We start from the raw sequence: 22,057 nt of genomic DNA, 5'->3' as shown, positions 1-22,057 counted from the left end.
TGCCAATTAAGATTTACTACCATTTCTGTCCCTATCAACCAAAAAGAACCGTACTTTTGCGGCTGATTAGCCATCCGCGACCTGCGTCCACGAAACGATATGACACACCCCGTTCATCCGGAAACCTCCGACCCCGCTTTGCTCAGCGGACAGCTCAGGCTGAAAATTCTGAGCCTGTACAACCAGGCCCACGCTGGCCACATAGGTTGCTCGCTTAGCTGCATCGATCTGATGATCGGAGTCCTTATTTTAAATAAAAAACCTTCCGATACTTTTCTACTCTCAAAAGGCCATGCTGCCGCATCGCTGTATGCCTGTCTCAATCATTTGGGTGAAATCAGCAACGAAGATCTCGAAACATATTACAAAGATGGTACTTCGCTGCCTGCCCATCCGGCACCCGGCCAATATCCTGGCATTCCATTCGCCACAGGATCGCTTGGGCATGGTCTTCCCATTGCCGCAGGCATAGCCCATGCCGCCAAGCTGTTGGGGGAAGATAGCTACGCCTACGCGCTGTTGTCCGATGGGGAGACAAACGAGGGAACTACCTGGGAAGCGGCCCACTTTGCCTTGCAGCACAAACTGGACAACCTGTTTATGTACGTGGATAAGAACGGCTTGCAGGGCTTTGGCACGACTGCCGAAGTGCTGGGCGACACCGCTGATCCGGCCAAGTGGCGGGCTATCGGGTTTGAGACCATCGAAATCGACGGCCACGACATCGCCGAAATCGACCGTACTTTGAATGAGTTGAAAACCCATAAAAACGGCCTGCCCAAGGCTATAATCGCCCACACTGTAAAGGGCAAGGGCGTTTCGTATATGGAAGATAAGTTGGAATGGCACTACCTGCCGATGAACCCGGAACAATACGAAATGGCCACAAGGGAGATCAGCGATAAGTACCTTAGCCCCGCAATTCATGCCTGAGCAGCCGCTAACGCTTTCCGAAAAAATTCTGCAGCTTAAAGGTCCGATTTTCGTTTTCGGGGCCAGCGGATTCATAGGCGTCAATCTTTTTCACGAAATTTTCAAGTTGCGGAAGGATTGCTACGCGCTCACGCATGATGCCACGCGTGCCTGGCGGTTAAAAACACTTGACGTTCCTTTTGAAAACGTCGTCCACTGCGATGTTCTATCCAAGAATTCGGTCAAGGAGGTATTTGAAAAGTACCAGCCCCGCACCATATTCAACCTGGCTGCCTACGGCGCCTATAGTAAGCAGAACAATATCAATCTGACGTATGAAACCAACGTCGTCGGCACGGTAAATTTGCTGGAAAATTGTATGACCGAATCCGTGTACATACACGCCGGCAGCAGTTCGGAATATGGTTTTAATTGCACTGCTCCAACGGAGGAGGATCGGGTGGAGCCAAACAGTCATTACGCTGTATCAAAAGTCTCTGCCGCCTACCTGCTCGAATTTTACGCCAAAACCAAAGGGTTGAATACCTTGAATTTGCGGTTGTATTCGATATATGGATACTGGGAAGAGCCTGACCGTTTGATTCCCCGGCTCATTGAAAAAGCCCGGCATGGGCAATTGCCATCGTTCGTTTCACCGGACATCAGCCGCGATTTCGTTTTTATTGACGACTGCCTGGACGCTTTCGTTATGTCGGCGCTGGGCGTAGGTGCCAGCAACCGAGGCAAATCGTACAACGTGGCGACAGGGCAAAAAACCACCATCGGTGAATTAGTCGAAGTAACCCGGGGGCTGTTCAATTTACAGATTCAGCCGGAATGGGGTAGTATGACCAACCGCAAATGGGATCTGGCCGATTGGTATGGCGACCCTGCCAATATCCAGGCCGATTTGGGGTGGCAGGCCACGACCCCGCTGGCAGAAGGCTTGACCAAAACACGAGACTGGCAGGAAAGCACAGGATATGAAAACCGGATCATTCCTGCTTTCGAAAATCCCTATCTGAATCCGGTCATTACCGCAATCATCGCTTGCTACAAGGATGCCCAGGCAATTCCTTTCATGTATGAGCGATTGGTAAAGATGTTTAACGACCTGAAAGTCAGATACGAGATTATTTTTGTAAATGACAATTCGCCTGACAATCAGGAAGAGGTAATCGATGCGCTTTGCGATCAGGACCCCAACGTAGTCGGTATCAGCCATTCGCGAAATTTCGGTTCACAGTCGGCTTTTTTAAGCGGCATGGAGATCGCCACCGGCGACGCCGTGGTGCTGATGGACGGCGACTTGCAGGACCCGCCCGAAATCATCCCTGCATTCTATGAAAAATGGAATGAAGGCTTCGATGTCGTGTACGGCGTCAGAACGCAGCGGGAAATGAAGCCTCAGGTTCATTTTTTCTACAAGCTTTTCTATAAAATATTTCAGAATCTCAGCTATATCACGATCCCACGGGACGCGGGTGACTTCTCGCTGATCGACCGAAAGGTGGTTAAAGAATTGGTGGATTTGCCGGAAACTGAACAGTTTCTTCGCGGACTGCGAGCATGGGTAGGTTTCAAGCAGACTGGCGTCCCTTATGTTCGGCCCGAACGAATGTTTGGCGTGTCAACCAATAACTGGCGGAAAAATATCTGGTGGGCCAAAAAGGCTATCTTCTCTTTTAGCTTCGCACCGCTGGAACTGATGAGTTATGCAGGCTTCTTCCTGACAGGACTGTCCTTCCTTGGGATCATCTGGCAAATTGCAGCCCGTCTAATGGATTTTGACCCTCGCACACCTTACGGCATTTCCACCGTTATAATCCTGGTAGTTTTTTTTGGCGGCCTGACCATTCTGGGCATTTCCTTTCTGGGGGAATATATTGCCAAGATATTTGAGGAGACTAAAAAACGCCCTAAATTCATTCGTACCCGCATCCGACGAGGACCTAAGGCGTACAAATCGGCCGATGAAATCCGGGCATTGGTCAAACAACTGAACAAATGAGAGTAGAATTTTCGCAATCCATAGAAAAGTTGGCAGCCGAGGACGAGTCCATTGTTTTCATTACCGGCGACCTGGGATACAATGCCTTCGAAAACCTTCGTGAAACGCTGGGCAAGCGTTTTATCAACGCAGGCGTGGCCGAACAAAATATGGTAGGTGTGGCGGCTGGAATGGCTTATAAGGGCTATAAAGTCTTCTGTTACAGTATTGCCCCATTTATCGTTTATCGCTGTCTCGAACAATTCCGCAACGATGTCTGCTTTCATAATTTGCCCGTATTTCTGGTTGCCAATGGCGGTGGATACGGTTATGGGATCATGGGCAGCAGCCACCATACTCTGGAAGATTTGGCCTGCCTCAGCGGATTGCAGAATGTCACATCCTACGTCCCTGCATTTTCTGATGAAATTGACACGATAGTAAAAAATATATCGTCTACTGCTCGTCCGGCCTACCTGCGACTTGGAGCCGGAAAACTGACACCGGAAAACAGCCACCAATCGGGCTCATTCAATATCGTTCATCATTCGGAGGGGGCAGAGACTGCGGTGGTCACCCTTGGCCCCATCACTAATAATGCTCTGATGGCGGTAACGGGCAATGAGGATTTGAGCAGACATGTCACAGTATTGGCTGCCAACACTTTCCCACTTACCATGCCTGAGGACGTGCGGAAAATCCTTCACAACTGCTCCCAAATTGTTATTGCCGAAGAGCACGTCAGTACGGGTGGATTGGCCCAGCAACTCTCAGTGCAGTTGCTAGAGAACGGTATCCGGCCCGAAACGTTTGTCAGCTTACGGGCAGAAGGGTACCCTGACCACAAATACGGCAGCCAGCAGTTCCACCAAAAAAACGCGCACCTCGATGCCGAAAGCATCGAGACTGTTCTTCTCAACTTACCACAGCGTGTATGAGCCAGCGGGCTTCCCAATTTCTCGTTAGCCTGACGTTGCTCATCCCGGTTGGAATTTTTTTCTGGGTATGGGAGTACTATGCGATCAACATTCCGAAATGGGATGACCATGCCTTAAAAGCATTTCTGCTCGAATACCTGCAGGCCCCTGATTTTTCAGGTAAGGTGCAGGCTCTTTTCCGTCAGCATAACGAACACCGCATTACAATTACTCGCTTTATCGCCCTGCTGGATTTTGAGATCTTCGGCGCTCTTAACTTCAAGCGGTTAATGCTTTACGGCAACATCATTCTGGTGGGAATGATCGCGCTTTGGTGGGTAGTTTTAAAAAACAACAATAAGCCATTTTATACGCTGATCCCCATTCCGTTCATCTGGCTTACGCTTTCCCATTACGAGAATATGTATTGGGGTATGGCAGCAGTCCAGAATTTCGGGGTAGTTGTGTTTTCAGTCTGGGCTCTGTATTGCAGCATTTCGAGGCGGCGGGGACCATTCCTACTTTCCCTGGTACTGGCCGCCCTGGCCTGCCTCACGAGCGGTAACGGCCTTTTGGTCCTCCCTATCGGTTCTGTTTTACTCTTGTTGGCCCCGCGTTGGCGGCGCCTTGTCGTTTGGCTGGCCGTGAGCGCAGGCTATGTGACAGTCTATTTTTTTAACTTTCAACGGTCGCCAGCTAATCCGGATACCCATTTCGGCGTTGGGTCATTCGTCAAGGGGTACTTGTATTTTCTCGGCTCATTTGCCGAAGCATTTCCAGTGCAAAATCATCCGCAAGCGTGCTTGATTTTGGGAGCGATCCTGTTCCTGGTTGCCGTTTCCATAGGATTTGCGACAGTTTTTAGCCTGGTCCGAAACCGCTACGAATATGATTTTGCTAAAATCACCGATCTTTTTTGCCTGGGTGTCATCCTTTTTGTATTAGGCACCGCGTTGATCGTCGTTTATTCGCGGGTTGGATTTGGTCTGGAGGGTTTGCTCACCAGCCGGTACAAAATTTACTCTTTCCTGCTCTTATTGGTCGCCTATCTTTATGTGGTCATTCCTATTCGCGGTAGTTTCCTCTCGCCATACGTTTCTGGAATAGTATTCCTGAATGCCCTTTATTCCATTTTCAGCTATCATTATCATCTGGTGGATGCTTACAATCTCCGCAAGTACCAAACTACCCAACGCTTTAACTGGACTTTTCCGGATCGCACGCTCTCGGCGCCCGCAGACACGACGCTGGCTGGAAAATTGGTGGAGAATGCCCCTGTCTTTTATGATGATTTATTACCCTTGATTAGCACCGCTTCCCGCCAATCCTTTGCGGGCAGCACAGCCGGACTGACGGGCTTGGCTCAATCCACTACCATTGAGCCAACCTCACAGGCTATCGAAATAAGCAATTCCAACTATTCCAGCCAGCGTCTACAGGATAGCGGAGTATATTTTGTGCTTAGCTCGTCAGAAAGGTATTACCTCTACCCTGCCCTGCGCCGCCGAAATACAAACCGTAAACAACTCTTCCTGCACCAGACCTATTTCTCACCCGGCTTTTTCGCCGAAATACCTTTCTCGGAAGTAGCCAAGGGCCGCTACGCACTTGGCTTACTATGGAAGCAAGGTGAGCGCGTCGGGATTCTGATGGGAAAAGATTCTGTCACCACCCTGCAGGTTGAGGGAAAAAGTATTCAAACAAACTGGTGAAAACGCGCGCAACTAACACAGGATACCTCATTCAGCTGGACGGCCTTCGCTTTGTTGCAGTCGCGCTGGTTCTGGTGGACCATTGGCTGGCGGAGTTTAATGTGGTACCCTATGGGCCACTGGGCGTAACGTTGTTTTTTGTCCTGAGCGGCTTTCTGATCACCAGAATTTTGATGGTAAGCCGTGAGAAGAACGAAGGACAGGAGGGCGGCATGGGAAAGTACCTCCGCAAGTTTTTCATTCGGCGGACGCTCCGCATTTTTCCAATCTACTACCTTACAGTCGCCGTACTTTTCGCGCTGGACGTACCTCCGGTTCGGGACACCATTGGCTGGTGTTTGCTGTACGCCACCAATATCTATATTGCATTCAACCAGCATTGGATGGGTGTCATTGACCACTTCTGGTCGTTGGCGGTGGAAGAACAATTCTATATTTTCTTTCCGTTTTTAATATTTCTGGTTCCACGAAAATGGTTATTGACCAGTCTGGTCACCATGGTTATCCTGAGCGTGGCCTTACGCCTGTATTTCTATCTGGCTGGTTACGAATGGATGGTCAATTACGTGTCAATGCCCATGTGCCTTGATTCTTTCGGGCTGGGAGGCCTGATGGCCTGGGCGCAATTGAGGCGTCCGGAACTCTTCACCAGAATATTCATCAATCCGATTTGGATTGTGGTCGGATTGGCCGCCTGGATTCTGGTGGTCTTTTGGTCAAAATCTCAGGTCGAACTCCATAACATAGCCAACGACGTCGTCGACCGTTTTGTAAGTTCCGTATTCTGTGCCTTCCTGATCGGAAAGGCAGTGTTGGGGTTCGGAGGATTCATGAAGTGGTTTCTGGAAAATCCGGTAAGCAATTATCTGGGCAAGATCAGTTACGGAATGTACCTGTATCACAACTTTGTCTATAATCATTTTCACACTCAGCCAGGGCACCCTACCCTGCGGTTGCTGAATAAATTTCAACAATGGATACCGGCTGTGGCAGATACTCTGGCCTTCCAAATGGCCTTTTTCTTTTTGCTTACCGCATTGCTGGCTGCCCTATCCTGGCAGTTTGTTGAAAAACCCATCAATAACCTGAAAGACCGTTACGCACGCTAAGGATGCGGGAACCTGAATCTATTTCCCTAATTTTGCAGAGCTATTATAAAAGCACAAAGCTGAGGCACTTTTTCACTAGTGAGTTTCCAGTAAACAGACTATGAATCGTAGAAGGAAACGCTCCGTCTCATCTCAAAAAACTTACCAACTAAACAAACCACCAATACCTTGTTACTAAGCATTGTAATGCCCGCCTACAACGAAGCCGACTGCATCGAGAAAGTCGTGGCAAACTGGACGGATTTCCTGAAAAATAAATTTCCGAACGATGAGACGACCCTGATCGTCATTAACGACGGCTCCAAGGACAGCACTGGAGAACTCCTGACCAAGATGGCAGTAAGCAATACAAGGCTTACAGTCGTTAATCAACCCAATGGGGGGCACGGCAATGCCGTGGTCAATGGATATAAGAAAGCGGTGGCGCTGAACTCCCAACATGTCTTCCAGACGGATAGCGATGATCAGTTCATTACCGACGATTTTGACAAGCTCTGGGAAAAACGGAATGAGTCCAGGTTCATTCTGGGTTACCGTGAAATCCGCCACGACGCTACGGTCCGGCTGTTCATCACGAGAGTACTTCGCGGAACGATTTCCACTGTGTACGGCACCTACATTCTGGACAGTAACATTCCATTCCGATTGATCGAGGGTAATTTCCTGAAAAAATTATTACAGCAACTACCCGACCCTGAGCCTTTTGCCCCTAATATTTTCCTGGCGGTGATGGCTAAGAAATCCGGCGAGAAGCTGTATGATATACCCATCACGCACAAAGATCGTGAAACGGGTGAGGTCTCGATCGTAAAATGGAATCTTTGGAAAGTCTGCGTGCGAAGTTTTCGTGAACTTCTCCGCTTTCGTATTGAATTAAACGATAAGGTAAAAGCGCTTCGGCACTAACTAAGCTACATTATTCAGAATACCTTATAAACTTTGCCTCTGAAAAAACTTGCGATCCCGGTTTTAATAGTCGCCATTCTGGCGGTGGCTACCTATTTTTTAATGAGGGACGGGCGTTCGCTGGCCGCATGGAAATATATTCCGGCCAATGCTTCGGCCGTGATCACCAGCAACCGTCTGCAGGATTCTACTTTCCTGGTCACCGAATCAGCCATCAACGTCAAACAGTTCCCTTTGGTCAACGAGGCTGGGGGGAGTCTATCCCTTCTGCTTTGGATAACGCCCGATGAGCGGGTTTTCGAACGGACCCTTCGAAAAAAAAACCTTACCTATTCGTACCATCCCCGAACATCCTCGGGGTTTGGCTTGATACTGTATGTTCCGCTGGCAAACGAGATGGAGGTGAACTGGTGGTCCAAGCCAAATCGCCAGGATGTCAGGGTACTTCGACATTCGTATCAGGGAGAAAGCATTACCGATATTAACGACCTTAACTCCAAGCCCGTCTGCTCTTACATAATCAAGGACAACTACCTGATAGTAAGTCAGTACGGCGATTTGATCGAGGATGTAGTTCGGCGGACGAGTGAATCCGTAAGCCAGTTTCCGCTTGAAGCGGAATTTCAAAAAGCGGACGATTCCGGTTATGGAATGAATCTATACCTGAAAAGTACAATCTGGAAAAATTTGCTTTCCAACTCCCTCTCGTCCCAGCCCGCCATCTCTGAATACTATAAACTACTTCCGGCATTACAGGATTTTCACTTGGTCGAGAACAATGATTCCAGAGCCATATTCGAATCAGGAGGAGGAAAAACAGGAACTAGTTACCTTAATGAAATATTGAACGGGCAGAAAGGAAAGGCTTTTCGGAGCCATCGGTTTATCTCTCAGAAAACTTCCATGTTCTATCGGATAGCGAGCGGAGATAGTCTGGATTTCAAGGAAAACTTTGAAGACTGGCACGACGATCAATCCTCACCTGCCTGGGATAAATTAAAATATCATATTGGTAACGAGCGGCAGGTACTTGTCAATAACGTGGGTTCCGAACTGATACTTTGTCAGATTGAGGGCAATAATAGCATTACGGACGGGAAAATTGCCCTGATTGAATACAGTAATTATGAAAAGTTGAAGGGGGTACTTACCAAATTAGCCAGGCTCTCTACCAACGAATCGAACGTGTCGCTTGACAAATACCAGGGTTATGACCTTTTCTCCGTTCCGATCGCGGAACTTCCGGCGGCGCTTTACGGCCCGATGTTCGGCGGATTCCCGAGATCCTACATAACCTACGTGGCGCCTTACCTTGTGCTGAGCAATAGCTCGCAGGGGCTACGGAATTACATTTCTGACTTCGAGAATCGTATCACCTGGCAGCAATCTCCTGAACTCGATAGCATTTTTATATCCCGGCAGCTACCAGCTCAGGTTTCGATGGTAGCTAGTTTACGTAAGATGGGGACCACGTCCAACGCCGGAGGTATATTTTCCGACAATGTCGAAAGTATCCTTTTTGAGAGTGTGCTCGACGGGCGGATCGTCGTTCCAAAAATATCAATTTTACCCAAAAAACGACGCACGTCCGGCAAGGTACTTAACCGGACTTTTCTGGCCGGAGAGATTGAGTGGGCAGAAGGGAATCAAGGCCTGATAGCCATATCACAGAACCAGGACGCGGGTGCATCTCAATTATTATTGACCGATGAGAAACATCAGTTGCTTCGTCCCAATCCGGGATATGATAAAACGCTCCCGATCACCCTGCTGGATGGGCCTTTGGTCGATGCCCCACTGAGAGTGGACTTCCTGAATATCGGGCGTCAACAACTCATTCTGGCCACGGCTAACAGTCTGTACGCGATTGACGAAGATGATAATGGCTTAGTGACACCGATACGAATTGGAATACCCTCCGGGCAGGACATCAGTAGGTTGATTCGAATTGAAGGGGGTAGTGAGGGCAGCAGCCGGTTTGTGGTAATCGATGCCGCGGAGAATATTTTCTTGTGGGAAAGTGCCGGTAAAGTACCCATCAAGATCAATAGATTCAAGAGTTTTTCGGGTTTGAAACTACCCCTCGTATCGTTGAATCAGTTGGGTAGCCGGTCGCTGATTGTTACCCAGGACAATGGTCTGATTTATTTGATCAAAGAAGACGGCTCCATACGTCCCGGGTTTCCTGTGGATATGCTTACCCGGATATCCAGTGCCTTCTCCTGGTCGCAAAATGCCGCCACCGGCCAACCTGAGTTGGTAGGTGTAAGCACTCTTGGGGAGTTGCTCCGGGCCGACCTTGGGGGGAAAGTACTTGAACGCCGGCAACTATACCGGCCAGAATCCTCCTCACGGTTTAGCACCCTGTTTGATCAAAACTCCCTGGATTGGCTTTTATTGCGAATATCAAATACCAAGGCAGCTATTCTGGACCAGAACGGAAGCGAATTATTCGAAATTGAAAACATCGCGCCTAATTCAGTCTTACAATACCATTATTTTGGGGTCGACAATCGCTTTATCTCCATCAGCTCGGGCGGTTACACCTCCATATTTGATCTGACGGGACGCCGTCTGGGCGACAAACCTATCCCCTCCGATCTGCCAGTCAGAATATCCTACCAGCCTTCCTATTACAAAATATTTATCTTCGCCCGGGAAGCCGGGAAATACAAGGCCTGGACCATTAAAATACGTTGATAGATGAAAATTCTTCGCGTCATAGTTTTGCTGATTTTCGGGCTGATCTGGCTGGCCGGATGCAGCAATGAAATACTTTTCACACTTTACAAGAATGAAATCATCCCCGACGACTATCGGTATGGGGATTTGTATCGCCTTTCCAACTTAGCAGAATTCAGGGATCCGAAGCAGGAGTGTCCGGGGATTACACTCCCGGAGCCAAGGCAAAAAATTGCCTTTTACCTTATTGGCGATAGTTTTACAGAAAGGCAGAGAGTTGACTCTTCTGATTTTGCAGTTACCCGATATTATTGGGCGCATTGGGGCGAAAACCTGCATTTCAAACTTGACACGGCTTTCACCAATATCATTTTGCTCGAATCGGTTGAACGAAATGTCCGTCCGCATTTTGGTACGCCCATTTCCAACCTCATTCCTGATTCGTCGACTTTTATCCAACTACCAGGTGATGAACGTTTTATGCACCGGCTCGACCGCATGTTTGCATCCGATGGCGTGGAAGATCGGTTGAACACTATTCTATTCCAGTTTGACCCAATACTTAGGTTCAAAGAGTTAAAAAGCTGGATTAACCAAAGGTTTTTTGATCGTACCGATCCTAAGGTAACCCTCTCAGGCGATGGCAGTACTTTGGCCTACTATGAGGACACCGACAGCACGCTGATCAATTCTTCTTACAATACGGTGCCTGACTCAGAGGTCGACTCTTTGGTGGTTGTCATCAATTATGATGAAATGCTATTAAAAAACATGGGTTTCGACCAGGTTTGGTTCTCAGTTATTCCCAACAAAGCAACCGTACTTATGCCCAACTACGGCGCCTATAACCACATCATTGAAAGAATCAGTCAGCACCCTGAACTTGACGTGCCATCAGTTCAGATTCTCCATGAATTCATGAATGTGGGTTCAGGCGCTTACCTGACTGGTGACTCGCACTGGTCCTGTTCTGGGCAGCGATTATGGCTCGAAAAAGTTAATCAGCAGGTTCTGGGAATTGGCGGAATTTAGATTTCCCGGTAGCTAACCCTGCCGATCTTCAACACACACTAAAAGAGGATTAATGAGAAATTGCTACCTGATAATACTGGGGATTATTGGTATGAATTCCTGGGCGTATAGTCAAAAATCATTGTTGTTCGTAAAAAATGACTCCCGATACGCGACCTATCGAAGTGGAGACGACGTTTCTTTCAACATTAATGGTAGCAAACAGCCTATCACCCAGCGAATACAGGGGTTTGAGGACAGCCTGATCGTATTCCCCACCTGGAAATTGCCAGTGAATGATATTTCTGCCCTTCTGGTAGACGATAAAACAAAAAGGTGGTACCCCCTACGGTATAAATACGAGCAGATCCTACCCATTGCGGGTGCGGAGTATCTGGTAGCTGATCTTGTGAATACGGGCAAATTCAGGACCAATACGCTTTTGATTAGCGGATTGCTTGCGGGTGGAGGACTGCTTGCCAGAAAGTTGATCGGCGATAGAATCACGGTGAAAAACAAACGACGGTTGGTCATTTCGGGTCATGAGGCTGGCCGGTTGGGAAGTTATAAATAAAAAATCCCGCAGACTTAGCGTCTTCGGGATTCTTAACTTCAGTAGGACGTAGCGGGCTCGAACCGCTGACCTCCGCCCTGTCAAGGCGGCGCTCTGAACCAACTGAGCTAACATCCTTCGATTGGGTGCAAAGATACTAATTTGCCGGATTCTGCAAGCGGAAGCGATAGACTTTTTGGGATGGAATGCGGGAAAGTAGCAACAATCCGCCAATAAAGATGATCATCAGGGCCAACACGCTGTTGCGCATACTGCCTGTTATCTGTTCTACAAATCCATACACGAGGGTTCCGATCACAACGGATGATTTCTCGGTAACGTCATAGAAGCTGAAATAGGAGGCGGTATCCTCAGTGTCTTCCGGGATCAGCTTGGAGTAAGTAGCTCGCGAGAGGGATTGAACTCCCCCCATGACCATCCCGACCACGGCCGCCAGCACGTAAAATTCGCTCTCCTGAGTAATGAAATAAGCCCCGGCACAAATCCCGATCCATATCACCACGCCGATCATCAGGGCATATATATTTCCCACCAGGGAAGAGAGGTAGGAAAAAGTGTAAGAGCCCAAAATCCCCACGATCTGGATCAGCAAAATGGTGGTGATCAGGCTCTGAGATGGAAGCTTCAACTCGTTGGCTCCAAACATGGCTGCTACATACATCACCGTCTGAACGCCCATGTTGAAAATGAAGAATGCGGTAAGGTACTTGGGCAGGTACTCCTGGGTGCGCATCTGCCCATATACTTTCCGAAGTTCCCCGAAGCCTTTAAACAGCCAGTTGCCGTCAGGCTTCTTATCGAAAGTATTGTTGGGAAGGTACTTGAATGGAATTTGTGCGAAAAGTACCCACCAAACTCCCACGGTCAAAAACGAGATCCGGGCGGGCAACGATTTGTCGGTGATTCCATACCAATCCGGGAAGAGTACCATTGTAAGGTTAAAGAGCAGCAACAATACACTGCCGACATACCCAAGTGAAAAGCCCCGTGCGCTGTAACGGTCGTAGTTGTCTTCGGTGGCAATTTCTGGTAGAAAGGAATAATAAAACACAATGCTTCCGGACCACCCGACCAGACTTAGCATGAAAACTATGACTGCAAAAGTGGTAGTTTCGCGAGTAAAAAAATACAGTAATCCGCAGCAGACTGCTCCCGAATAACAAAATATTTTCATGAATACCTTTTTCCGGCCCGTATAGTCGGCAATGGCCGTGCAGAACGGGATCAACAGCACTACCAGCAGGAAGGAAAAAGAAACCGTATAAGAAAAAAGTACTGAATTTTTGATGGATATGCCCAAAAACTCAATGATATCTCCACCCTGCGCATTGAGCGCGGTGGCACTGAAATAAACGGGAAAAATGCTGGACACGATTACCAGGGCATGTACCGAATTTGCCCAGTCGTACATGCACCAGGCATTGATGGTGCGAGGGTCGTTTTTTTTTAGCAATGGTTTTTGTTGAATTGAATTAGGGGAAGAATGGGAGCTATCTATGTTCCCTCATCCTTCCCCTAGAGATGTCTCAGAGTTCTCTTACCCAAATATTCCGAAAGCTGATCGCCTCGCTGGGATCACCGTGGTCTTGAAGTTTGATTGGCGATTTCCCGTGTGGCTTGTTGTAGGAAGGCAAGCCGATGTACTGTGTTGGCCCCTGAAGAATGGTATTGTTTTGCACAACTACCCCGTTGTGAATTGCCGTTACCCGGGCAGGTGAAAATAGCGTACCGTCATCTTTAAACCGGGGAGCCGTAAAAATTACGTCGTACACATTCCATTCGCCGGGCTTTCTGGTGGCGTTTCGCAGGGGTGGCGATTGTTTGTAGATACTACCCGCCTGACCATTGGCGTATGTGCGATTATTATAGGAGTCAAGTATTTGCAGTTCATAGCCGTCATTGTCCTTGCCGGTAGATGCCAGGAAAAGACCACTGTTGCCCCGGGCCTGACTTTTGCCGGTGATGTTCGAAGGTACTTTCCACTCGATATGTATCTGGTAGTCGAGAAACGATTGTTTAGTCTGGATATTCCCGGTGCCTTTTTTTACAGTAAAGGTACCGTCGTTGTTCACTGTCCATTGGGCAGACTTGGCCGGGTCATTCGTCGATACCCACTCGTTCAGGTTTTTGCCGTCAAATAATATGACAGCATCCGATGGGGCGGCATTTTCTGGTGTGGCAACGGTCTTTACTTCGGGCTCCCAGAATTCAGTCATTTCGGGCACCATTTTTGGCGGCTTGGGGACATCCTGAGCGAAGGAATACCCTGCAGAGATTCCCGCCAGGCAAATTCCAAGCGTAATGTACTTACTATGCATATCGATATTTTGATTGAATTTGACAGGAAATGAAAAGTGACATGCAAATTCGTAATTCCGGGCAATTTCACCAAAAGCCAGCTCCAAATAAAAAAAGAAAGCGATGGTTTGTGCCCATCGCTTTCTTTTCCGAACGTTAATTCATCACTTGACTACTGGTTCAAAGACCAGGTTTGCCGGTTGGTTTACTCCTTTCACTGATATTTCGTTACTAAGGGTCATTTTTGCCCGGCTCAGTTCCTTTATCCCAAACTTGCCTTTAAACTGATTCACCTCTATGTCTAGAATTTGTTCATTTTCGACCAGGTACCATGTGCCGCCATTTACCACTTGTCGGGATGTACGGTCGAGGGCTTTGGTGACGTTGTTATCGAAAAACTGAATGTCAAACAGGTAAATGGCTAACGTTTCGAGACCAAGTTGATTTTGGGGTATTGCTTTTCCGGAAGCATCGGTAATATTGACTAATCGCCAGGGATTGGCGATCAGTACTTTGTCTTTAGTGACGTTAGTATCAGGATTTTGGGGATCAGCTGACTGCTTATCACAGGATGTGATAAACAGCAGCACCAAGGCTGCAAGCAGTATGGACTTTACACTTTTCATAGGCTATAACTGCGGTTAGGGATTATGCTGTTTGGTGTTGTTATTTGCAAAAGTAACGAAATACACACTACGAACGATGCTCGCACCTATGCGTTTTTTTATAAATATCAAATTTCTACTGATAGGTACCATGTTGGTTATCAGTACTAATATTGTATTTTCCCAATCATGCTCTCCCGATTTTGTCCTGAATCCTGTGTCAGAAAACAATAGGATCGACTGGAAAAAATTCCCTGAGTTCTCCCTGCCATTTACCATTATTTTCAACGGCCCCCGCTTCGGCGATTCTGAATCGCAACCCTTAAAACACGGGTTCAGCCATCTCGCAGCTTTCAGCGGTCCCGAAGCCAGCAGTCTTCCCGTCCAGAACCGGGCCGTGTTATGGAATAGCGTGGCAAGCATCGATGGCTCCAATCAACCATGGTCGGTGCTTGGCCTGGAAAGTCCCTGGGGCAATGACACCTTAATCTATCGCCAGCATTGGGACCGATACATTGGGGATATGGCAAATCTTTTTGATGATTCGCGTGGCAGCGGCATTCCGAGGGCAGATATTATCAGCCTGGACGTTGAGCGGGTTCAGGAGCTTGACCGCGACATCGTGGCCCTAAAGCGCGATGACCGTATCGCCCAGGGGTATCGCATCCTGACCGATGAAAAATTCCTTTCCACCTATAAAAAAGATATTCGCTGGTGGTACGCTGAGGCAGCAAAGTATTTGAAAAACAAAGGGATTCCGGGCTCAACCAAAGTCACCAGTTATAGCGATGTTCCGGTGCGTGGGACCTGGCTTAACGTGACCAGCAACAGCTGGCAGGACTGGACGACCAATCGGGAACGGACTCATTTTCTCATGCAGGATGAATCCGGGAAAATTGGCGGGCCGTTTTATGATCAAATGAACATACTTTCGCCCTCAGCCTATTATTTCTATCCTTACGAAAACCCGCTTGGCAAGGATTACTTATCTTATTTATTATTCCAGATCGAGGTCAACCGTGCATGGAGCGATAAGCCTGTCGTACCATTCGTCTGGCTCAGGTATCATGACAGCTTCGTGCCGGGCTCTCCCCTAATTCCGAAATTCATGGCCGAAGCCACAGCTATTTTCCCTTTCTTTTCTGGTGCCAAAGGATTGTGGCTTTGGGAAAACCCCTTTTTCGAGGGAAACAAGCAGGAGAACTATGCCACCTACGAGCATTTTATTAATGGCCTCTACCGGTTATCCCGCTTCGCCGATATGTTCAGGGGCGATTACGAGCTGGTGATCCCTATGTCTGCGCGCGACCATATGGAACGGCGAAACCCAATCTGGCGCGCTGTGGTCAAGGATGGCCGCATTCTGGTGGCTGCCCAAAACACCTACGCCAGCGAATCGCAACAAACGCAGGTCCAACTTAATTACAAGCAATGGACAAAAACGATTACTTTGCAGGGACGTGAAGTGTTTCTATGTCAATTCGACCTGGCCGACGTCGTTTCTGCCCTGGATTCTTCACTGGCTGTCGCCTCTGTTTACCCCAACCCAGCACAAAAATCGGTTTACATAGACCTTGTAAGCGCCAGTAGCCAAAGTGAAATCAAGATAGAACTCCTGGATATAAAAGGAGTTACCCTGAAAACACAAACTTCCGCAACCCAGCAGGGCAATTTCCGCTATGAACTGGAACTACCTAAGCTACCGCGTGGAATGTATTTGGTAAGGGTTAGTTCAGAAAGTACCTCAATCACCAGGCGGGTATTCGTAGAGTGAGCAGCAGGTCCGGTTTATCTATTTCTCCCCGCCTTACATTCGATCACGCTCCCTTCGGCCCCCCGCTTATATTTCATCAATCAAATCTCGTCAAAAAATTGAATAATCTCGCCCAGGAATCCAGCCCTTACCTTCTTCAGCATGCTCACAATCCAGTCGATTGGTATCCCTGGGGTGAACAGGCACTGGCTAAAGCCCGCGCCGAAAATAAACCGATACTGGTAAGTATCGGCTATTCGGCCTGCCATTGGTGCCATGTGATGGAACGTGAAAGTTTCGAACAGGAGAGCGTGGCGGCAGTAATGAATGAAAACCTGGTATGCATTAAAGTAGACCGGGAGGAAAGGCCGGATATTGATGCCATTTATATGGATGCAGTGCATATGATGGGAGTGCGCGGCGGCTGGCCGCTCAACGTCTTTTTAATGCCTGATGCGAAACCATTTTATGGGGTTACCTACCTCCCACCCCAAAACTGGGTGCAATTGGTAAACAGCATTCGCAATGCGTTTGAGAATCATCACACTGAACTCACTGAATCAGCAGAAGGCTTCGCACAGAGTTTACAAATGAGTGAGATGGAGAAATATGGCCTTCAATCTGACGGCGCCGCATACTCTGTGGAGGTACTGGATGCGATGTTCGACCGATTAAAAGCCCGGTTCGACGAGATGGATGGCGGTATGGATCGCGCCCCCAAGTTCCCGATGCCTTCCATTTATAAATTCCTGTTGCGGTACTATGATGTGACCCAAAATCCCGAAGCACTGGCACAGGTTGAACTTACACTGAATCGCATAGCGCTTGGTGGGATTTATGATCACGTGGGTGGGGGTTGGGCCCGCTATTCGGTAGATGGAGAATGGTTTATTCCGCACTTTGAAAAAATGCTTTATGATAATGCGCAGCTATTAAGTGTTTATGCCGAAGCCTACTCGCTTACCAAGAACCCACTCTATGAGGATCGGCTGCGGCACACCTTTGACTGGCTAACTCTGGAAATGAGGAACGAGCAAGGCGGTTATTATTCCGCTCTGGATGCCGATAGTGAGGGCGTCGAGGGAAAGTACTATGTCTGGGAGGCAGAAGAACTTAAAGAAGTACTGGGTGATGATTTCGACTGGTTTGCGTCGCTTTACGAAATTTCCGATGCAGGAAACTGGGAACACGGCCTGAACCACCTTCACCTGACCAAGGACATTGAAATAGTTGCCAAAAACAAAGGAGTTTATTTTGATAACTTTGAAAATCACTATCGTGAGACTTTGCAAAAACTCCACTCGCACCGTCAATCACGGATCAGGCCCGGCCTGGATGACAAAATCCTGGCTTCCTGGAATGGTTTGTTATTGAAAGGGTTGGTCGATGCCTATCGCGCGTCTGGTCATGAAACCATCCGCGAATCAGCTGTACAACTCGGGGCCTTTTTGCGGGATGAGATGTTTAAGGATGGTACACTCTATCATACTTACAAAAATGGAAAAGCCACCATCCCCGGTTTTCTGGAAGATTACGCATCGGTCAGTGAGGGATTAGTGGCCCTCTACCAGATAACTTTTGATGAAGCATGGTTACGCCTGGCAGAAACCTTGCTGGATAAGGCGATTTCCAATTTCTACGATGAATCTGACGGGTTCTTCTTTTTCACCGATGAAAAGGCCGAAACTTTGATCGCCCGAAAAAAAGAACTGCTGGACAACGTGATTCCGGCTTCAAATTCCATCCTGGCTCATGCTCTCTACCAGACGGGCACAATACTTGATCGGGTAGATTTTGTGGATAGTGCAGACTCGATGTTAGATAAAATGTCGCGCCTGTTGAACACGGATATTCAGGTGGGCACCAACTGGGCAGCCCTCTATTGCCAACGGGTCGCTCCAACCGCGGAAATTGTGATAATCGGCCCAGAGGTGGATGATTTCAGAAAGGATTTCGATCGTTTTTTTATCCCAAACAGAGTGATGGCAGGTACAAAAAGCACATCCAATCTACCATTATTGGAAGGCAGAACTGCGATTGAAGGGCGTACGACCATCTATGTTTGCTATGACAAAACCTGCCAACTACCTGTATTCAGCGTGGAGGAGGCGATGAATCTTTTGTCAAAAATTGACTAAAAGGGCATCTCATTTTTGGCACAAAGTACCAATGCTTTATTTCACTCGTCCGGGATTTTCGGTAACGAACGCCCCCCAGCCTCCTTTTTTGTTTTTAGCAGAACCGGATGAGGCCGACGATGCGGGTGAGCCGGCATGGTAGTGGTGACAAATGGCAATGGCTATGCCATCGGTGGCATCCATAAACTCTCGGCTTAGTTCGGTGTTCAGGATATTCTCCAGCATATAGGCCACCTGCTCCTTACTTGCGTTTCCATTTCCCGTCACCGATTGCTTTACTTTTTTGGGAGAATACTCAACAATGGGAATGTCGCGCGAAAGAGCAGCAGCCATGGCAACGCCCTGAGCACGCCCTAATTTGAGCATGGATTGCGCATTTTTTCCATAAAAAGGGTCTTCAATAGCCATTTCGTCCGGCAGGTACTCATCAATGACCTGGATCATCCGCTCAAAGATTTTCTTCAGTTTCAGTTCGTGGGTAGTATATTTGTTCAACTTGATTACCCCATATTGAACCAGTGTGATCTTTTGGCCTGAAACCTGAATCACCCCATATCCCATCACCTGAGTTCCGGGATCTACACCTAATATTATCTTTTCAGCCGCTGGTTTTACACTAATCATCTTGCAAGATAGCCAACTCCTCCCGCCAAAAGAAAAATCACCCACACACAGGTGGTGGCGGTTGGCTAAGTTGATCGTCACCTTATTGATTTTCAGCTATGTATTCAGGATTTTCCGAAACCCTGAAAGTGGATTTTCGGAGGTACTTCAGCTGCTTGGCACTCTATTTACCGAAAAGCACCTCATTTCGTTGGCGGTACTTTTCCTATTAGTTCCATTGAACTGGGCACTGGAAAGTATCAAGTGGCGATTTCTTGCCCAAAAAGCGGTTCGAATTTCTTTTTCAGAAGCGTTCCGAAGTACCCTAACCGGACTGGCAGTGGGCGTTGCCGTTCCGGCGCAATTGGGTGACACAATCGGACGCATCACCTCATTAAAAGCAAAATCCAGGCTGCGAGCTCTGGGAGCAGCGTTGGTTTCCAATGGGATACAGTTCTATGTTTCCATTGCTGGAGGCAGCATTGCCTGGTTCTGGACGGGTAGTTCTCTGGGATTTTCCAAGAAATTATCCTGGTCTATCAGTGCTTTGCTGATTACTATCCTAATTGGCGGAATTCTTTTGGGGCTTTCCCGTCAGCGTTTGCTCAACTGGAAGAGTGAACGTTTATGGATTGTCAAACTTAAAAAAAACCTGGCCGTGGTGAAGCATTACTCAGGCAAGGATTTAACCATCGCATTCAGCGTGGGTTTTATCCGTTACCTGGTTTTTGTCACGCAGTTTACGATGGCATTCATCCTGTTCGAAATTCCCGTATCTACGCTTGACACCATAAGTAGTGTTGGGTTGATTTATCTGGTAAAAACGCTTCTGCCTGCCATTAATGCAATCGGTGACCTGGGTATCAGGGAATTTACAGCCTTATATGTTTTTGCACCCTATCATGTTTCCTCTGAAAAAGTCATGGCTGCCACCTTCCTGATCTGGCTATTGAATATTCTGGCGCCGCTGTTGGTAGGCGTTTATTTCATCTGGAAATACAAATGGAGTGTCCGGTATGCCTAGTTATTTCGTCGCCATGGTACTTTTGATGGCAACCTACGCCCTTTTCACTCTGACACTTTGGTACTTTTGGTCGAAGATTCCGGCCGTTGTCCCGAAAATCGGCTCCCCTACTGTTAAAATCACGGTAATCATCCCGGTACGGAATGAGGCCAATCATATAGGTGCTTTGTTGATGGATCTTGCCCAACAGACTTACGATCATAATTTATTCGAGGTAATCATAGCCAATGATGGTTCTACTGACAATACTTCGTATATACTGGAAACCTTCAAAGAGAAATCGCATCTTTCTCTAAAAATTATTGAATTGGACCAAAGCTTAAAATCAGCATCTCCCAAGAAGCGAGCCATCGAAACAGCACTTAAAAGGGCAAGCGGAGCGCTTATTGTTACGACTGATGGTGATTGCCGGGTTGGTCCGGGTTGGCTGGCAAGTTTGGCCGAAGCTTATGTATCCACGGGTGCCAAGTTGATAAGCGGCCCCGTTACGTTCATAAAAGAAACTACCTTAACCGACCATTTGCAGACGATTGAATTCTCAAGCCTGATTGGCAGCGGTGCTGCATCTATCGCAGCGGGCAATCCTTCGATGTGCAATGGCGCAAATCTGGCTTACGAGAAAATAGCTTTTGAAGAAGTGGGGGGCTTCGAAGGAAACGAACATATTGCCTCAGGTGACGACGAATTTTTATTGCACAAAATTGCGGAACGACACCCCGGGAAGATTTTTTTTCTGAAAGACCCAAGATCCATTGTTCGAACCACACCACACCATAAGTTGGAAGTTTTTTTTCAACAGCGAAAGCGCTGGGCCAGCAAGTGGAAGCATTACAAAAATCCGGTGAGTGTTACTTTGGCGGTTTACATCTTTTCCTGCAATGCTGCCTTACTTATTGCGGTAAGCCTGTCACTGTTTGGTTTGCTTTCCTGGCCACAAATAGCGACGATTTTCCTTTTAAAATGGATTCCAGAGTGGTTATTTATTGGTACTATTTTAAGTTTTCTGAGAAAAGAGAAATCAATTATATACATATTATTTGTACAAGTCCTTTATCCATTCTACGTCACACTATTCGGGATCGTCGCTCAAAAACCAATGTATAGGTGGAAAGGAAGAGAACTGAGTTAGAAATATAAGAACTTCATAAATAATTTTCTCTGATTACTACCAATTTATAATTTCCCTTTAATTGAATTTATTTTTACATAAATCTCCTTGGCTCCTGCGGGCTGTTTATCCAAATTTTCTTTGGAGGATGCCTGCATACGAGAAAGCTTTGTATTTGACATTCGACGATGGGCCTATTCCCGAAGTGACAGAGTTTGTGCTGGATGCTTTGGAGAAGTATCAGGCAAAAGGTACTTTTTTTTGCATAGGCGATAATGTCCGAAAGCATCCCCATATTTTTAACAAAATTAGCGCGCAGGGTCATACAATTGGAAACCATACATTTAACCATTTAAATGGCTGGAGGACAACTGACGAAGACTACTTAACCAATATTCTGCAATGTGACGAGCAACTACCGAAAGCTACCGGGCTGTTCCGTCCGCCCTACGGCCGTATTAAACAATCTCAGGCCAGGCGGATTTTACCTTCAAAAAAAATAGTCATGTGGGATGTTCTGACCGGTGATTTTTCACCAAATATTTCACCAGATACATGTTTCAAAAAAACAGTTAAATACAGCAGATCTGGTTCCATTATTTTATTTCATGACAGTCTGAAAGCGCGAAAGAACATGGAGTATGCGCTACCGCTGACTTTGGATTATTTCAAAAACAAAGGCTATAAATTTCTTCCCTTATAAATAGTTTCGGCT

Annotated in this window: 18 protein-coding genes and 1 tRNA gene; 14 read left to right on the top strand and 5 right to left on the bottom strand. The window is 47.5% G+C overall.

Annotated elements, in window-relative coordinates; translation table 11 throughout:
- Positions 1–99: 99 nt before the first annotated feature.
- The 9 genes from IE117_RS20380 to IE117_RS20340 all read left to right on the top strand — a co-directional run bounded on the left by IE117_RS20380 (position 100) and on the right by IE117_RS20340 (position 11,813).
- Complete coding sequence (locus IE117_RS20380) at positions 100–933, top strand: transketolase (RefSeq protein WP_189566574.1); 834 nt, start codon at positions 100–102, stop codon at positions 931–933.
- Positions 926–2,923 (top strand): NAD-dependent epimerase/dehydratase family protein, encoded by a 1,998-nt coding sequence (locus IE117_RS20375; RefSeq protein ID WP_189566572.1) that lies wholly within the window; start codon positions 926–928, stop codon positions 2,921–2,923. Before IE117_RS20380 ends, IE117_RS20375 begins: the two co-directional genes overlap by 8 nt.
- Positions 2,920–3,840: a transketolase family protein gene (locus tag IE117_RS20370; protein WP_189566570.1), complete on the top strand. Its 921-nt coding sequence runs from the start codon at positions 2,920–2,922 to the stop codon at positions 3,838–3,840. Before IE117_RS20375 ends, IE117_RS20370 begins: the two co-directional genes overlap by 4 nt.
- Complete coding sequence (locus IE117_RS20365; protein WP_189566568.1) at positions 3,837–5,531, top strand: hypothetical protein; 1,695 nt, start codon at positions 3,837–3,839, stop codon at positions 5,529–5,531. The genes IE117_RS20370 and IE117_RS20365 overlap by 4 nt, the downstream gene beginning before the upstream one ends.
- Positions 5,528–6,640, top strand: coding sequence for an acyltransferase family protein (locus IE117_RS20360; protein ID WP_229581203.1), 1,113 nt, complete (start codon positions 5,528–5,530; stop codon positions 6,638–6,640). Before IE117_RS20365 ends, IE117_RS20360 begins: the two co-directional genes overlap by 4 nt.
- A 186-nt stretch (positions 6,641–6,826) precedes the next feature.
- Complete coding sequence (locus IE117_RS20355) at positions 6,827–7,546, top strand: glycosyltransferase family 2 protein (protein ID WP_189567001.1); 720 nt, start codon at positions 6,827–6,829, stop codon at positions 7,544–7,546.
- Between the two features lie 33 nt (positions 7,547–7,579).
- Entirely contained in the window at positions 7,580–10,246 is a 2,667-nt protein-coding gene (locus tag IE117_RS20350) for a hypothetical protein (protein ID WP_229581201.1), read from the top strand.
- 3 nt (positions 10,247–10,249) lie between these two features.
- Positions 10,250–11,260 carry a hypothetical protein gene (locus IE117_RS20345; RefSeq protein ID WP_189566566.1) on the top strand — a complete coding sequence of 337 codons (1,011 nt, stop codon included), beginning with the start codon at positions 10,250–10,252 and terminating at the stop codon, positions 11,258–11,260.
- 52 nt (positions 11,261–11,312) lie between these two features.
- Positions 11,313–11,813, top strand: a complete 501-nt coding sequence (locus IE117_RS20340; RefSeq protein ID WP_189566564.1) for a hypothetical protein — start codon at positions 11,313–11,315, stop codon at positions 11,811–11,813.
- Between the two features lie 42 nt (positions 11,814–11,855).
- Here the strand turns inward: IE117_RS20340 and IE117_RS20335 are convergent.
- The 4 genes from IE117_RS20335 to IE117_RS20320 all read right to left on the bottom strand — a co-directional run bounded on the left by IE117_RS20335 (position 11,856) and on the right by IE117_RS20320 (position 14,737).
- A tRNA-Val gene (locus IE117_RS20335) sits at positions 11,856–11,930 on the bottom strand.
- A 19-nt stretch (positions 11,931–11,949) separates the two neighbouring features.
- Entirely contained in the window at positions 11,950–13,266 is a 1,317-nt protein-coding gene (locus IE117_RS20330; protein ID WP_262893116.1) for an MFS transporter, read from the bottom strand.
- Positions 13,267–13,339: 73 nt separating this feature from the next.
- Positions 13,340–14,131, bottom strand: coding sequence for a 3-keto-disaccharide hydrolase (locus IE117_RS20325; RefSeq protein WP_189566562.1), 792 nt, complete (start codon positions 14,129–14,131; stop codon positions 13,340–13,342).
- A gap of 144 nt (positions 14,132–14,275) precedes the next feature.
- A complete protein-coding gene (locus IE117_RS20320; RefSeq protein ID WP_189566560.1) occupies positions 14,276–14,737 on the bottom strand; it encodes a hypothetical protein in 462 nt (153 codons plus the stop codon).
- Positions 14,738–14,933: 196 nt separating this feature from the next.
- Between IE117_RS20320 and IE117_RS20315 the strand changes: the two genes are divergently transcribed.
- Entirely contained in the window at positions 14,934–16,490 is a 1,557-nt protein-coding gene (locus tag IE117_RS20315; protein ID WP_229581199.1) for a T9SS type A sorting domain-containing protein, read from the top strand.
- A gap of 98 nt (positions 16,491–16,588) precedes the next feature.
- Positions 16,589–18,607 carry a thioredoxin domain-containing protein gene (locus tag IE117_RS20310; RefSeq protein ID WP_189566556.1) on the top strand — a complete coding sequence of 673 codons (2,019 nt, stop codon included), beginning with the start codon at positions 16,589–16,591 and terminating at the stop codon, positions 18,605–18,607.
- Positions 18,608–18,643: 36 nt separating this feature from the next.
- Here IE117_RS20310 and ruvC read toward each other — a convergent pair whose 3' ends face one another.
- Positions 18,644–19,231, bottom strand: a complete 588-nt coding sequence (gene ruvC, locus IE117_RS20305; protein WP_189566554.1) for a crossover junction endodeoxyribonuclease RuvC — start codon at positions 19,229–19,231, stop codon at positions 18,644–18,646.
- 1 nt (position 19,232) lies between these two features.
- On the opposite strand from ruvC, the gene IE117_RS20300 reads away from it, so the two are divergent.
- The 3 genes from IE117_RS20300 to IE117_RS20290 all read left to right on the top strand — a co-directional run bounded on the left by IE117_RS20300 (position 19,233) and on the right by IE117_RS20290 (position 22,045).
- Complete coding sequence (locus IE117_RS20300) at positions 19,233–20,234, top strand: lysylphosphatidylglycerol synthase domain-containing protein (protein WP_189566553.1); 1,002 nt, start codon at positions 19,233–19,235, stop codon at positions 20,232–20,234.
- A 25-nt stretch (positions 20,235–20,259) separates the two neighbouring features.
- Entirely contained in the window at positions 20,260–21,363 is a 1,104-nt protein-coding gene (locus tag IE117_RS20295) for a glycosyltransferase family 2 protein (protein ID WP_229581197.1), read from the top strand.
- A 127-nt stretch (positions 21,364–21,490) separates the two neighbouring features.
- Positions 21,491–22,045, top strand: a complete 555-nt coding sequence (locus IE117_RS20290) for a polysaccharide deacetylase family protein (protein ID WP_189566551.1) — start codon at positions 21,491–21,493, stop codon at positions 22,043–22,045.
- Positions 22,046–22,057 lie beyond the last annotated feature (12 nt).

The sequence above is a fragment of the Persicitalea jodogahamensis genome, from assembly GCF_014651615.1.
In the GTDB taxonomy this organism is placed as follows: Bacteria; Bacteroidota; Bacteroidia; order Cytophagales; family Spirosomataceae; genus Persicitalea; species Persicitalea jodogahamensis.
Note: the sequence above shows the minus strand (reverse complement) of the source record. Positions and strands in the feature narration are given on the sequence as shown.